General features: G+C 44.6%; 11 protein-coding genes. 6 read left to right on the top strand and 5 right to left on the bottom strand.

From position 1 onward, the window contains the following. Window positions 1-100: 100 nt before the first annotated feature. Window positions 101-2,518 (top strand): hybrid sensor histidine kinase/response regulator, encoded by a 2,418-nt coding sequence (locus GZK95_RS16910; protein WP_075713009.1) that lies wholly within the window; start codon window positions 101-103, stop codon window positions 2,516-2,518. 338 nt (window positions 2,519-2,856) lie between these two features. Here GZK95_RS16910 and GZK95_RS16905 read toward each other — a convergent pair whose 3' ends face one another. The 3 genes from GZK95_RS16905 to GZK95_RS16895 form a co-directional block, all read right to left on the bottom strand. Beyond that, window positions 2,857-4,521 (bottom strand): BCCT family transporter, encoded by a 1,665-nt coding sequence (locus GZK95_RS16905; RefSeq protein ID WP_075706133.1) that lies wholly within the window; start codon window positions 4,519-4,521, stop codon window positions 2,857-2,859. Window positions 4,522-4,710: 189 nt separating this feature from the next. After that, entirely contained in the window at window positions 4,711-5,424 is a 714-nt protein-coding gene (locus GZK95_RS16900) for a 3'-5' exonuclease (RefSeq protein ID WP_075713007.1), read from the bottom strand. Window positions 5,425-5,457: 33 nt separating this feature from the next. Further along, the gene (locus tag GZK95_RS16895; RefSeq protein WP_075713005.1) at window positions 5,458-7,338 is read right to left on the bottom strand and encodes a DUF294 nucleotidyltransferase-like domain-containing protein; all 1,881 of its coding nucleotides are present in this window, start codon (window positions 7,336-7,338) and stop codon (window positions 5,458-5,460) included. A gap of 205 nt (window positions 7,339-7,543) precedes the next feature. Here GZK95_RS16895 and GZK95_RS16890 point away from each other — a divergent pair, with 205 nt between their 5' ends. Then, window positions 7,544-7,888, top strand: coding sequence for an Hpt domain-containing protein (locus tag GZK95_RS16890; protein ID WP_075713003.1), 345 nt, complete (start codon window positions 7,544-7,546; stop codon window positions 7,886-7,888). A 24-nt stretch (window positions 7,889-7,912) separates the two neighbouring features. On the opposite strand, the gene GZK95_RS16885 is transcribed toward GZK95_RS16890, so the two are convergent. After that, window positions 7,913-8,776 carry a sensor domain-containing diguanylate cyclase gene (locus GZK95_RS16885; protein WP_075713001.1) on the bottom strand — a complete coding sequence of 288 codons (864 nt, stop codon included), beginning with the start codon at window positions 8,774-8,776 and terminating at the stop codon, window positions 7,913-7,915. A gap of 12 nt (window positions 8,777-8,788) precedes the next feature. After that, the gene (locus tag GZK95_RS16880) at window positions 8,789-9,454 is read right to left on the bottom strand and encodes a response regulator transcription factor (RefSeq protein ID WP_161987220.1); all 666 of its coding nucleotides are present in this window, start codon (window positions 9,452-9,454) and stop codon (window positions 8,789-8,791) included. A gap of 431 nt (window positions 9,455-9,885) precedes the next feature. Here GZK95_RS16880 and GZK95_RS16875 point away from each other — a divergent pair, with 431 nt between their 5' ends. The 4 genes from GZK95_RS16875 (at window position 9,886) to dhaR (ending at window position 15,721) form a co-directional block, all read left to right on the top strand. Beyond that, the gene (locus GZK95_RS16875; protein WP_075713017.1) at window positions 9,886-10,440 is read left to right on the top strand and encodes a hypothetical protein; all 555 of its coding nucleotides are present in this window, start codon (window positions 9,886-9,888) and stop codon (window positions 10,438-10,440) included. A gap of 68 nt (window positions 10,441-10,508) precedes the next feature. Further along, on the top strand, window positions 10,509-11,174 hold the full coding sequence (locus GZK95_RS16870) for a fimbrial biogenesis chaperone (RefSeq protein WP_075713019.1): 666 nt from the start codon (window positions 10,509-10,511) through the stop codon (window positions 11,172-11,174). A 9-nt stretch (window positions 11,175-11,183) separates the two neighbouring features. Beyond that, window positions 11,184-13,583, top strand: coding sequence for a hypothetical protein (locus tag GZK95_RS16865; protein WP_075713021.1), 2,400 nt, complete (start codon window positions 11,184-11,186; stop codon window positions 13,581-13,583). Window positions 13,584-13,801: 218 nt separating this feature from the next. Next, window positions 13,802-15,721, top strand: coding sequence for a dihydroxyacetone kinase operon transcriptional regulator DhaR (gene dhaR / locus GZK95_RS16860; protein ID WP_232061583.1), 1,920 nt, complete (start codon window positions 13,802-13,804; stop codon window positions 15,719-15,721). Window positions 15,722-15,793: the final 72 nt, after the last annotated feature.

Below are 15,793 nucleotides of genomic sequence, written 5' to 3'. Positions count from 1 at the left end.
TAAGTGATGTAAGGGTGCGCTCACAAATTCCATCTATCCCGTAACGAGCAAGAGAAAATCGTCTAGGCTTTAGATATCAATAACTAAAAAGTACTACGTCATGGCAACCATTAAGCAATCTATTCGGCTCCAAATGCTGTTGGCGAGCGCGCTAATCGTCGGATTAGTCGCTACATTTGCAGCCTTTAATCACTATTACAAACAGCTTGAAGCTGAACTGCGAGAGCTGCAAGTCTCCCTTTCCCAATCAGAATCTTTGATGTTAGAGGTTCGACGCAGAGAAAAAGACTTCCTTAGCCGAGTGGATGAAAAATATATCCAAGAGACATTGCAGCAGGCTAATGCTCTCAAAGAAAGCATCAGCCAAATAGAGAGCGGTTTTGCCAAACATCAGTTTGATGCCCAGTTTTCCACCCAAGCATTACTCAGATCCATTGACAACTATACCGAAACCTTTAATCGCTTAGCCCAACAAAAGCTCGCCATTGAAGGGAATGACAACACAGGGCTGATTGGAGAGCTAAAAGATGCGTGGTTTAAACTAGAGATGACCATGCTCAGCAGCAATGATGAGCGCTATCACCAAACCATCATCGATTTACAAGAGAGCACCTATTACTTCTTTCGCACATTTAATCCAGAGCAGTTACTCAACGCGCAAAACCTACTGTTCAAGCTCTCTTTTCTTTCCTCGCAAGATAACCAGACCGTGCGCGATGCGATACTCAGCTATCAACAAAAATTTAGCCAGTTGCAACAAGCCTACCAGACGCTTGGCTATAATCATGAGTCTGGTTTACATGGCGCATTGCGTCAGGAAATCCACAACGTAGAGTCACAACTGGAAGTGATGCATCAGCAAATTCCAAAGCAAATCCAGCAAAGACTAGAGGGTATCGATCAAAACACTCACTTGGTAATGTTGATACTCACATTGTGCCTTCTGGCGATTCTTACATATGCAACCTGGTCAATTGCTAGACTGGAACATCGCTTAGTGGCATCTGAAGCCAACGCCAAAACATCAAACAAGGCAAAGAGCACCTTTTTGGCCAACATGTCTCATGAGATTCGTACCCCGCTTAATGGCATTATCGGCATGTCACAAATTATTGCCGATACCACACTAACACCCAATCAACGCGATTATTTGCATGCCATTGATACTTCATCCCAAACCTTATTAATGCTAATCAACGATATACTGGATCTTTCTAAAATTGAGTCCGGTCATATCGAGATCACGGCCTATCCATCCGATGTACGTGACGCGATTTATGACACCGCAGCAATGATTGCCATCAAAGCAACGGAGAAAGACGTCGCGATTGAACTCAATATTGACCGTGAAACGCCATACAGTGTTAAGGTCGATGAGCATCGGCTACGTCAAATACTGATGAATCTAGTCTCCAATGCCGTCAAGTTCACCCAACAAGGCTCGGTGACTATCGGTGTTGAAGCCACGATGGTCAGCGGTACTTGCCAAATGACCTTCTCAGTTAGTGATACTGGCATTGGTATCGATGCGGCTAAACTTGATGATATTTTCTCCCCATTTAAGCAAGAAGACAGCTCTATCACTCGCAACTTTGGTGGAACTGGGCTAGGACTGAGTATTAGTAGCCAATTGGCAAAACTGATGGGTGGAGAACTAAAGGTGGACTCCATCAAAGGAGAAGGTAGCCGTTTCTATTTCACTATTCCAGTCGAAGTGCTGGAGCGAACGCCTCACAAAACAACCAGTGTCGCTGAACATGCATGTATTCTGTGTGAAGAAGATAAAGTTGCACTCGATCTTGAGCATTCTCTCCAGTTCTACGGCATTAAAAAAGTCACGCGAATAAGCAATGTTTCCCATAGCGTCGATTCGGATATTTTCTTTTTGTACCATGGAGAGAGCCAGAAGGTACTGGACAACATTGAAGCCTTGCAGACCCTTTCCCCCACTACCCCTATCATCATGGTACAAACCATGCATTCTGAAGAAGTCGATTATGAAGATAGAGTCGATGGAATTATCAAGTATCCTATTTTAGGATCACGCTTAATCAGTACGATTGCTCAGTCTAAAGAAGCGCTACGAGAGCGCATGTTGCATCACAGTGCCAAAATACAGCAGCCCACCCCAACACCCCAAAACTGCACTAGGGTGCTGATTGTTGAAGATAATCGAGTTAACCAGCAAGTGGTGTCGCTATTTTTGAAAAAAGCACAATATGACTATGACATCGCCAACAATGGACTGGAAGCACTCAACAAAATCAAACAAGGCGAGCGATACCAAATTTTATTGATGGACTGCATGATGCCTGAAATGGATGGTTTCACGGCGACTCAAGAAATTCGCAGCCATGAGAAGCTAAACAACCTACCTTCAACGCCAATTGTCGCTCTCACTGCCAGCGTACTAGACCAAGATATTAAGCGTTGTTTGGATGTGGGAATGGATGATTATTTATCTAAACCATTGAAAAAAGATAAATTGTATTCCGTTCTGGACAAATACACGCAGTAACAAAAACCAGCACAAAGCTCTATCTTTACCGAAGCTACTACCAAAGTAGTAGCTTCTTTCTCTATTTTAAACTCAAGTACCAGCATATCAACAATGTAACTCGATACATTGTAATTTACGATTTTGTGCGAGTCACATTGCTAATTGTTTTTTTCCACCAGCAAAATAAAACGAAATTGGTTAAGAGGTTTTACACCGCCAAAGAAGAGTAGTATTTTTAAATGAAACCAATAACTAATACCTTCGCTTGCCGACTGGAATTCCGAGTAATTTTGCTGAAGCTCGGAGTAAAAAAAGAGCCGCTTTTAGCGGCTCTTTCTATCTCAAAGCTATCGACACTAAACTGTCGCTTTCTGTGATTTTTTCGACTTTGGTCTTGGCTCGTCCATCAAACCTTTGATTAACGAGACTGTGGCTACCAATAGCACGATAGTAAATGGTAGACCTGTAGTGACAGCCATCGCTTGCGCTGCGGCTAAGCCACCACCTAGCAATAGTGCAATCGCAACTAAGCCTTCAAACGTACACCAAAATACACGTTGAGGTGTTGGCGCATCCACTTTACCACCAGCGGCAATAGTATCGATAACCAATGAGCCTGAGTCTGCAGAAGTGATAAAGAACACCACGACAAGCACGATGCCGACAATAGACGTAATTTCTTTCAATGGCATAACGTCTAGCATCGCAAACAGTTTCAGCGGCAATTCAGCATTAAATACCGCTTGGTAACCATCATTCACGTATTGACTGATCGCCGTACCACCGAATGCCGTCATCCAAAGTACACAAACAGTCGAAGGGATAAGGATCACACAAACGATAAACTCACGAACTGAACGACCACGAGAAACACGAGCGATAAACATGCCCACAAATGGTGACCATGAAATCCACCATGCCCAGTAGAATGCCGTCCAGCCTTGTGAGTAGTTAACGTCTTCACGGCCAAATGGCATTGAGAGCGCAGGGATGTTCGCAAGGTATGCGCCGATGTTTTCGAAGAAACCAGTGAAAATTGCCAGCGTAGGACCAACAACAATCACAAACAACAATAGTAACGCCGCCAAACCCATGTTGATCTCAGACAAGCGCTTAACACCGCTATCTAAGCCAGCCACAACAGAAACAAGCGCGAGCGCTGTGATTATTACGATCAATACGATTTGCGTCGTATCCGTCATTGGCACGCCGAACAGGAAGTTTAGACCTGTTGCCGCTTGCGATGCGCCGTATCCAAGTGAGGTCGCCAAACCAAATACCGTCGCAACTACCGCCAAGATATCAATCACGTGACCAACCCAACCCCATACTCGCTCACCGAACAGTGGGTAGAAGATTGAACGCATGGTTAAAGGTAGCCCTTTGTTAAACGAGAAGATCGCTAAACCAAGTGCCAACAATGCGTAAATAGACCATGGGTGTAATGCCCAGTGATAGATTGTCGCCGCCATACCTAGCGCTGAAGCCGCTTCGGTATCACCGATAGCCCCACCAAGAGGTGACCAGTCAGTACGCACACCGTTCTCCATGGTGACGCCATTTAGCGCCGCGCTAAAGTGCGACATAGGCTCTGAAACACCAAAGAAAACCAGACCGATACCCATACCTGCGGCAAACAGCATTGCCAACCAACCAGCATAAGTGTAGTCCGGTGTTGCTTCTGTACCACCGATTCTAACGCGACCAAGTGGTGTAACAATTAGAATCAAACAGACTAGTACGAAAATGTTACCCGCAGAAAGGAAGAACCAATCTAGGTTTGAAGTTAGCCAACCGCGTAAACCAGCGAAAAACGGTTCAACATGTTGTCTAAATGCTAACGTAAGTACCACGAAAAGTACGATTGCCATCCCAGAGATAGCAAAAACGCGGTTGTGAATGTCTAGACCAAATGGGCCTACTTTTAAAGCAACGTTATCTTGACCAATTTGATAATCAGTATCGATAGCGTTTACTTTACCGTCGGGACGTTGAATCCCGCCATTATTGTCAGTGCTCACGAATTATCTCCTTAAAAACGTGACCATGGAGCAGTTCTATTATTCTTGTTATTAAAGTAAGTGGCTCTTTTCTGACCCAATCACTCAGAATGAATGAAACTATTTGTATATATGTCAATTATAAGACGCCAAGATAATAAGCGGATGCGCCTAACATTGCACTCTATTTTTCCCTACATACGACGTAACTTACTGCAAAATAGCCGATAATTTTGCATTTTCATCCAAATGATACTGAATCTGTGCCTGAAGCAATTCCGCGGTCGCTAAGGCATCGGTTAACGCGTGATGAGGTTGGTAGGCAGGTAGCCCATATCGCTCTCGAGACTGACCCAATCGAACTGACGCTGGTTTTTTGCGTTTGACCCAGTTGAGCCAGCCTTTGCACAACTCACGTTGAATTGCCCACTCAATGTCGAGCGTATCCACCACTGGAAACTCAATGCCTTCACCAATACAGTTCAGCAACGCTTGATTAAAGAATTGACGTTCGATGTTTTTGTAGTGCACAACCACGACCTTACCTGCCAATGCATTCAGCACCGGCTGTAAGATCTCTTCGAGTTGCGGAGCATTTCTAACATCAGAATCGGTTATACCATGTATCACCACCGACTCTTCGTTCAATTCTCGATTCGGGTTAACGACCCAATGTGCCGAGCCATTGCAATAGATCCGATTGAGGGTAAACGGCACCAAACCAATCGTGAGAATCGCGTCTTCTTCCGAGTTTAACCCGGTGGTCTCAAAATCTAAGGCAACGAATGGTACGTCAGTGAGCGGCGTATCAGCACTGACCGCTCCCTGCTGATAGTATGCTTTTAACCGCTCATCTTTTGCCTGCTTGGCTAAGTGCTCAAAACGTGTTGTCCAATTAGGTGTTTTGGTTGTATCAATATGCATGTCAGTTCCTTGCTGAAGAGACTAAGCGAACCACTACTTGGTGCTACGTTGATAACGGAACTTAATAAAGCTCTGCGCATTGCTCAAAATTTGGAAGGCCGCCTTTAAGTTGCGACGTTCAAAATCCGACATATGCTCAGGCTCAATGTTGTTATCGGGCTCATCACCATTCTCAATATCTAATGCCTGATGGCGAATACGAACCATATAAATCAGCTCCATCGCATCACGCAAGTCCATCCCCCGCCCTTTCGGCAAGATACCCGCATCGTTAATATCATCTAAGCGTTCAAACGAGTTTTGTGCTCGAGAACCTATCGCCAAAGCATGAACACGAATCAAATCTGCCATAGGGGCAGTACCGCGACGCTTCAAATTGATCGAGTTACGATGGCGACCATCTTTCTCCATTACAAAATCTTTAAAGAAGCCCAGTGGCGGCGTTCGACGAATCGCGTTATATGCCATCGCCGCTAGGAAACGATTGTTGCGCTTCGCTCGGCGAACAATAAAGCTACTCAACTGCTCCGCCCATTTAACACGGCCATAAACCCCCAACAAATCGAAGAATATTGAGCTGTTGAGCAGGCGCTCTGGGTTCGGGTTATCAATCCAGTTGGCAAAACACTCTTCCCATTCTGAGCGTGTTTTACGCCACTGCGGGTTAGTCGCCATAATGTCGCCAGTACAGTAGGTGTAGCCACATGCCGCCAAGCCATCACACACAAACTTGGCAAACTGAGCAAAGTACTCACCATGGATTTTTTCATCATAGCTATTGTCGAGGATCAGCGCGTTATCTTGGTCTGTCACAATCAGTTGCTCATCTCGCGCCATCGAGCCCATCGCAACCAAACAATAAGGAATAGGCGCTGGACCAAACTCTAGCTCCGCAAGCTCAGCCAAACGCTGCTTAAAGCTACTGCCGATAACAGACATCGCACGTCCCACCATGTGGGCATTAGCATCTTCACTCACCATGCGCACAAAGCAGTCTTTCACTTGCTTCGCCACAAGCGCCAAATCATCGACCGTGGTTTGCTGGAAAATAGAACTCACCAACAGCAGGCTGTTTTGTGATTCATAACGAACAATGTCCGTCATACCTATCACGCCCACTGGCTTTTTGTCTTTCAAGATTGGCAAATGATGGATGTTGTAACGCAGCATCGTAAGCATCGCCTCAAACACGTAGGCGTTGTAATCCAGCGAAACAACGTCGGTACTCATCACCTCACCGACGGTAATATTGGTCTCAATGCCTTGAGCAATCACACGAATACAGAGGTCGCGGTCAGTCAAGATACCCAATAATTGGTCGTCATCTTCTTCAGTGATATCTTCTGCCGGGCGAACGATAAGAAGCGCTGTGACATTCTCATCAGCCATTAAATTGGCGGCTTCTTGGATCGTGGCGCTCGCTTCAAGTGTCACGGGTTCACGGCTCAGAATTTTGCGTGCTTTCGCGGTGGTAAAATCATTCTCATCATTCGAGTTGGAAACAGCCGTGCGCAAACGAGCGCTATCTTCGAGTTCCATATAGTCGGCGAAATGTTCCGACTCTTCGCACAACTCGTTAAATAACCTTTCAGGTATACAGTAGACCAAGGTATCAGCGATGGCTTTAACAGGCATACGAACGCGGTTGTTCATCAACAATCCCATTTGCCCAAATAGCCCACCGGCGTCAATTCGGTTGTATAGCTCCCCTTTCCGGCGAAAAACTTCCACAACCCCGCTGCGCACCATATACAAATCTCGGATGTCATCGCCAAACTTGAGTACGTCAGTACCTTCTCGGTAGTACGCGACTTCAACGTTGACTGCGATGTCTCTCAAACGCTCTTCTGGTAGCTCATCAAACGGTGGGTGTTGGCTGATGAAATTGAGTACTTCTAATTGCTCAGCTTCCATTCTCTAAAGTCCATAAATTGCCGATATTGCAGAGATAAATAGCATCATGTTTCTGGCTAGGCAACCATATTTTCACCCAGTTTGCTTGATATCCGCAGTCTTTGATCAACATTTACACAACCAGCTTTTGATATGCAGCATTGCACTTAGTCAACAAAACATCTACGTTTTAATACAGCAATAAAAAAAGTGAGTGGATTCAGCGATGTTAGATTTTAATACTATCAAAGCGATGGTGGATAACGACCAAGATGTCATCATGGTTTTACTGGCAACCTATTTGGAAGATTATGGTGATTGTGTAGACAAAATCAGCACCTTGGTTGAGTCTCACGATTGGCATGAACTGTTTCTGTTTAGTCACAGCCTAAAAGGTACATTGAAAATAATTGGCGAAGATAGCGTGACTCAGCGACTGGAAAATATAGAACATGCCGCGCGTCAAAACCAAGCCCCTTTAAATGAAGATCTGGATCATGCAAAGAGTGAACTGGCAGCGATTCAATCACAGATCCAACACTACTTAGCCAATGAAAACGCCTATGAATAAGGGAGCGAGCGGATAAATTGATTATTAGACTGGATGGAAATGCTTACCCAAGCGTGCATGATTTCGACCATTCGATTTCACCGCATATAAGGCATCATCTGCACGTTTCATCGCCTGCATAATGCTATCTTTCGGCTCAGAAACCAAGGCAATACCAATGCTCACTGTCACCTTTGGCTGCTGTGAAATAGTGGTGATTTCATGGCATATACGATTCGCGATTCGCAAGCTGACGGTTTCATTTGCTCCAGGGAGCAGCAAGGCAAACTCCTCTCCTCCAATTCGGCCTAACAAATCACTTTTACGCAGTTTGTCTTTGGTCACCGATGCAAATTTTTGCAGTATTTCGTCGCCTTTACTGTGACCATACTGGTCATTGATCTGCTTAAATTTATCTAAGTCCACCACCAAAAGGCAAAAGGGTTGGTTGTTGACTCTTAAATTGAGCATATGCTGCTCCGCCAAATGCAAAAAGTAGTGCCGCGCATAAACCCCGGTAAGCCCATCGTAATACGCTAGACTCTCCAATTCACTCTCACGGTGTTTGTGCATCGAGATATCGGCGATACTCCAAATAATCGTATCATTCGATGCCTCTTCACTATTCACTTTGGTCGCAGAAAGCTCGCACCACCCCTCGAGGTTTTGGTTTTTAAAACGGCAATCGAGTGATATCTGCTTACCCGACTTGATGTAACGAGAGAAAGTTTCCATATGCAGTTTTGAGACTTCATCAAAAAGCACGCCTAACGAAACTCCGGTCAAACTTCTCACTCGTAAGATGCGATGTGCCGCGGCGTTAGCATCTTGAATGATTAACTGATGGTTAGTAATGACAATGCCAGTTGGGCAAAGGTCAAACACCTCTTTAAAACCTGAACTTTCCATAGCTATCACCCATTAGATCACTTCAGGTAATGAATCGCGTTTGGGGAGCACTCCAGCAACACTCTGAGTAGATGTTTGATTAACCAGTGCAACGGCTTCTTTTCGACAACGAACACCCATCTTTTTATACAGCTTGTAGATATGAGCTTTGATCGTACTCTCGGCAACAAAAAGCTCATCGGCAATTTGCTGATTTGAGTAGCCTTCTACAATCCGTTTGAAGATTTGCTGCTCTCGCCGAGTCAGCATTGAATAAACCTCATGATACGCTGATACACTAATAAGATGGTGTTGCAACATACTTGACATAAATTGCCGAGGCAGCCACATCTCTCCTCGGCACACATGCTCAATACACTTAATCAAATGGTCGGGCGGAGAATGGCAAAACAGCATGCCTCTGATGTTGATGACATTGATGAGTCGGTCTGCGTGGGTCTCGTCAGGTATATTAAACACAACAATCCCAACATTTGGTGAAATATTAATAACTTGCGGTAGATATTTAAACTCAACAATCAACAATTCATTATTTGACAGTCGACGCACACAACCCTTATTAATATTATTAGCATTTTCCAGTTTAATATCGAGACATTTAATCTCTCTAAGCAGTTCTATTATCATTCGATTCTGCATGCTTAAACTAGCAAGTAACTTAGCGTTCCTTTTTTTCATAAAAACCACACCAATCATCCACTGACTAAATAATAGTAGGGTCAGTTACTACATATTCAATAATGCACTTACAAAAAACAATGAAACTCATCACGGAAAACTTTTTAAGTTCCGTAATAACAATATGTTACATTAACACAATACTCATAAGCAAGAATGCGCATAATAAAAAATCACGCCGATTAGCCTAAGTTATTAATTTTATTATTAATGAGACAAAAATACACTCAACCCCTATTGAGTTAACTAATCATACCTACAAAAAAGGCATTATATGGCATCTGATAGCCAGTCAATTTCAGTTACTACTTTAGAATTAGTTACTCATCTTTATAAAACACTTATTTAGAACTTTTCAGCGTTATTTCTTCTTTATTATTTCGAAGTCTTTCTTTTGTAAAGGCATCTTCGATTCAGAAAGGGACATAATTATGAAGAAAGTAGCAATCACAATCGCGATCCTTGCGGCAACTGGCAGTGTGGCAGCAAATGCAAACGTAACGGGAGCATCAACAACACTGACCAAGAATATCACTCAAGAATGTAATATCGGCCTATGGGCGGTAGGTGATGACGGTTCAGTAGGAACGCCAGTGTCTGAAGTTGGCAACGAGTACTTCCACAGTGAACTGAACGACTTTGAACAAAACGGTCAGCAAATCACAGGACGTGCGAAGTGCAACTCTTCCGGCGGTTACGAAGTTCATGTTACCGCAACCAATGGAAGTTTAAACAACAACGATTCCAGTATCGCTCGTGAAGTCGAATACACACTTCAGAAAATTAATACATCGCCAAACTTTAGCGCTCATGCCGACTTCAACAGCCCTGTTGATATGCCTCAAGGCACCGCGAAGTTATTAGGCTCAGGAACTGACACCGAACTGGCTGAATTTAAACTAAAAATGAAGTTGGCTCCGGGCGCGAAGTTCACGTATGCCGGACAGTACACAGAAACTCTCACTTTTGATCTCACTCCTCTGTAAACACACTCATTAGGGGGAGAAAATCTCTCCCCCTAATTTTTCATAGAGCGAGATTCAAGGAGGATATCATGCGCCTAGTTATTATTTTGCTAACCAGTTGGTTTTCATGCCTAGCCTATGCCAACTTTAATATATCTCCACTATCGCAAGGTATCGAGTCGACACAAAAATCCGCGAGCTACACCTTAGAGAACATGACGACGAAAAAAGCCGCTTATGAGATAGAAGTGTTTAGTCGTTCAGTTGAACGTAATGGCAAAGAAGTACGGGCGACAACAAAAGAGTTGCGCGTGTTCCCTTCCAAAATCATTCTCGAGCCCAAGCAGAAAAAACGCATCAAAGTCATTTATCTTGGTAAAAAAAATATTACCCAAGAAAAGGCCTATCGCGTCGTCTTTAAGCAATCTGATCGCAATGTTTCAGAAAGCGACCAAGGTGCGCTGAATGCGAAGTTTAATTTCCATACCGCGTTTTATGTGACGCCTAAAGGGGCGGAAGCCGACGTGATCACTGTGCTCTCCAGCAGCACAAATGGCAAGCAGTTGTCACTTTCCAATCAGGGCAATAAACACATTATCTTGCAAGACTGGCAGCTCAAACTGCACCGAGACAATCAAGAAACCATTTATGGGCACCCATTGCCAGATATCAACTTGTTGGCTAACAGCGAAATTGTCATCCCGCTATCAAACCAAGCCAATGCGTACCAAACCGCTGAAATTCTGACTAAATAAAGTGCCGTTATGTCTCGCTTCAATGCTTGCGCTTGCTTCGTATTCTATGGGCTAGCATTTCCGCTTCATGCGGCGGAGATGCAGATCCCTATTGATGTCAGCATTGTCGGACAACAAGTTGAAATCACGGGATACTTAGATGATGAAAAAGAGCAATATTGGGCATTGGACGGTAATGAACTGATCCCGATTCTCAGTCAAGCCGTTGCCGCAACGCGCTTAGAGGAGCTCAGAGCAGCCCTGCAGAATAAAAAAGTGTCTCACCTCGACTTTAAAGCTCTAGGCTGGGAAAGCCATTACAGCCCCGATCAGTTATTGGTTGAACTTGGTGTTCCGGTAAAAGAGCGTAAGTTAGTTGATATCGCTCTTGAGCCAAGTAGCTTCGGCAAAGCACCGACCTCCCTACCTCACGTTAAACCTGCGCTGTTTAGCGGGGCATTAAACACCTATTGGGCACACACTCATAACTTGAACGACACCGAATTTTCAGTATCTCAAGTCGCCTTGAGAGCAACCGCCGCAATAGGAGCTATCACCGTTGAAGATGGCCACACTTACTCCTATAACCACTTTACGCATCAAGGACATTGGTTAAGAGATCGTACGCGACTGATGGCGAACTTACCGAACAATGGCGGCTTTTTGCAATTTGGTGACTATGAGATCGACGCCCAAATAACGCCCTTACCCAGTGGTGACTTATTTGGGCTGTCTTACTCTTATCATCCTGACTACATCAAGAGAAGCGATAAACCCAACTTGGTTCCTCTCAGTTTAGAGACCTCTGCCTTGGTCTCGATACGCATCAATGGAGAGGACTATCGCACGCTGCGTTTAGCATCAGGACAATATAACTTGCGCGACTTACCTCTAGAACAAGGCGTCAACGAAGTTGAAGTGAGTTATGTTGATCAAAGTGGTATTGAGCAAAAACGATTCTTTAATCTCGTCGATCATCCTCAATTACTGCTCAAAGGCGATATAGAAACGCAACTGGTATATGGTGCTGAACAAATTTACCAAGACGATGGCGATAAAGAAATCAACCGCGATAACCTTAAAGGACAAGGCGTCGTCTCTTACGGACTCACGGATTGGTGGACAGCATCAGCAGCAATGGAGTTGGCTGACACCGCACAGCAATATTCACTTGAGCAGAACTTTGCCATCGGCGATTTCTTTTTCAGCCTCGATGGCAGGCTAAACGAATACTCTGACTCACGGAGCTACAACCTGAGTAGTCAACTCTATGCCAGCGAACTGCTTGACGCACGGCTCTCTAACTTTTCGCTACGATACGGTGTTAACCGAAGTTCAGAAAAAGACCCGTTGGTGCATACTGTGGGGATAAGCTCAGGGATAAAAACCCCTTTGGACATCGGCTACCTAACTGTCAGTTTAGAGCAGCAATTTGATGCGCAACAAACACTGCGGCAAACGGCTTCAATCAATACCAGCTATCGAATCAACCAATACGTTACAACCACTCTAAATATGCGCTGGCAAAAATACAACGACACCATCGATCGAAGCCTTTATTTCACCCTCTCTTTCCCACTACGTTGGAACAATGTCAGTGTCGCGACTCGTACCTCATACGACAGCAATAAGAACCAGTATGAGAGCCAAGTTTCCGCTTCGCAGTATGCCAATGATTACTATTGGCGAGCATCAACTAAATTTGTCGATCAACGTTATGACGGGTTTGACGGCTATGGGAAAATCTACGGGCAACGCGTGACATGGAATGGTCGCTACTCTTCGAGAAACCTTTCGCAAAACCTTTCGCAGTCCACCAGCAATCGCACCTTAACTCTAGGGGCCGATACGGGCTTTGCATGGGCAGGAAATCGCCTACTTTGGAGTGCGCCAATCACAGGGAGTTTCAATATTGTCTCTCTGCCAGACGCGTTTGATGATGCCTACGCATTGCAATATGATCAGTATCGACGTATTGCTGTGGTACCTAAAGAGCAAGGGGGACAACAGAGCCTACTGGTCCCCGTCAAAAATGATGGTTATCGCGTAGTCAAAGTCTCAGGGGATAATCTCGCCTTCAACCAAGAGCTCAAACAGAGTGAGTTTGTGGCTTTTGGGGGGCTCTATAGTGGTTCTTATCATCAACTGGAAATTGCTCAAGGCTTCTTTGTCAGTGGTTTTTTCTACAACCAGAATCAGCAGCCATTGGCCGATGTGGTCGGAGAGTTCCGCCATCTTCAATCAAAGCAGAGCTATCCTTTCTTTACCGATCAACTCGGTAATTTTGAACTGGACGTGTTACCCGCCGGAAACTATCAAGTGTATTTCTACGATAATGTCGCTCATTCGATTGAAGTCCAAGTAAGTCAAAAGCAAGTGGTCGATGATGTCTTTATTGACTTGGGCACGATATCAGTAACCAAGATCTGAGCCACTCACCCGTCGTGAGGATTTGTATTTTTGAGTAATCCATCAATGAAATGCAAGGTAAAACTGTTTAGGCTCAAGGTACTCATATAACCACTGCATTTTATAGATTTGCTTGCGATAAAATTGACGTGTCGACGTTCAACCGCGCTCCTCCAATTAGTGCATAACGAAACTCAAGGGAAATAATAATAACAATGCCTCACTCCTCGGTAAGTACGTTGTCTGCCGAAGACACTAAACAGAAATGGGATTTCTTCCAAAAACATCATTGGGTTTCTCCTGAGTTTTCCCTTACACCAGTTCTGCAATCATGGGAGCGCTGTATCAAGCAATGCAGCCCTTATCAATGGTCCAAACCACATATCGCTTCTGGGCACACCCTATCATCGTTGATGAAACGTAATCAAAACGTCGTCGGTTGCGCCACCACAGTGATTGAAGATACGTATGACCTGTTGCAAGGTGACCAGCTTGCATTATTTGTCACCGACGATAACGGCTGTATGTTGCATAGCGTGGGTTGCGAAACCATTCTCGAAGAAATGCGTGAGCTTGGTTTTAAAAACGGTTGTTTCTTTTCAGAAGGTAAATTTGGTACGAATGCCATCAGCTTGTGCCTTGCAACACATGAACCGAGCGAAGTGTTTGCAGCGCAACATTTCAATCGCCACCTTCACCCGTATGCGGCCGCCGCTGCACCAATTTTTGACCCGTTCGGCAAGTTGCGCGCGACGGTCTGTTTATTGAAGAAGTCTCAGCACTACAGCAAAGAAAGTCTGGTTATCATTGCCTCTTGTGCCAAAGAGATCAGTTTACAGATCCAACTTCAATACGAACAAGATTCCATGAATCGCCTGCACAGTGAGCACAGTGCGACCTTAGAGTGTATGGACGATGGCATATTGGCGTGGAATAGCGAAGATTTAATTACCATGACTAATCATCAAGCCGAGCAGTTACTTAACATTGATGGTAGTCAGGTCATTGATAAAAACATCTTATCTGTGATTCGCTTTGCACCCAATATCATGGCAAGTGTCGACTCGCGTGATGTGATTCGACGCAAGCAGACAACCGTTGAGGTCAATGGCGAGTTTATTGATGCTATCATCACCTTACGCCCTCTTGTTGACGGTTCAACATTATTGTTTGTTCATCCTATCGATAAGATTCGCGAACTCGCCCAACAACAACTTGGTGGCAGCGCTCGTTACACATTTGACACGTTGCCAGCCGAATCTCGCAAGATGAAACACGTGATTTCTGTCGCCAAACGCGCAACGAAATCAAAGTCGCCGATTTTAATTACTGGTGAAGAAGGTGTCGGCAAAACAGACTTAGCCATGGCGATTCATAATGAAAGCGAGAATAAATCTGGCCCATTTATCATTTTAAATTGCCGAGCGATTAATACCGAGCAACTGATCCAGCAAACTCTGGGCTACGATGAAGGACGAGGGCTCCCTTCCAAGTTTGAGTTGGCACATAACGGCACGCTCTATCTCGAAAAAATTGAGTACCTTTGCCCTGAACTGCAAGCCGTACTGCTTAAAGTGCTCAAAACCGGTCTGATCAATCGTAGCGACAGCCAGCGATTAATTCCGGTCAAGTTTCAGCTCATTACCAGCACATCAGCGGATATGAATGAGTACGTAACACAGCAAGTTTTTGGAAGACAACTCTTCTATGAAATCTCAGCCAACGAGCTTCATATCCCACCACTAAGGCGACGACCTGAAGATGTAGAGTTGATGATTAAAGCGCTGCTGGTAAGCTATGAAAAGCGCCACAATATTTCTCTCACACTAGAGAAAAAAGCACTGGAAACCTTGGTCAACTTTGCTTGGCTAGGCAACAATTCGGAGCTACGCAACAAAATTGAAAAGCTATTGCTAAACCGCAACGGCAACCTCATTCGCCTCGACGATATCCCTAGCGATATTATCAACGGACAAAACCGTCTTTCTGCCGATCAACAAGGCCAGTTGTTAAATCTCGAAGAAGTGGAGAAACGAGCAATTCTGCAAGCATGGGAAGTTTATGATGGCAAAATGCAAGATATGGCCAAAGCCCTCAACATTGGTCGCACCACCTTATGGCGCAAAATCCAGAAATTTGGTTTAGACCAACCAGAGTAAACATCTGAACATGCTTGCTGCCCCCTGATTGGTATTCGTAAAGCAACGTCGTTTAGCCGAAAAAAACAAAGC

Origin of the sequence: Vibrio panuliri (assembly GCF_009938205.1) — a bacterium.
Taxonomy (GTDB): domain Bacteria; phylum Pseudomonadota; class Gammaproteobacteria; order Enterobacterales; family Vibrionaceae; genus Vibrio; species Vibrio panuliri.
Note: the sequence above shows the minus strand (reverse complement) of the source record. Positions and strands in the feature narration are given on the sequence as shown.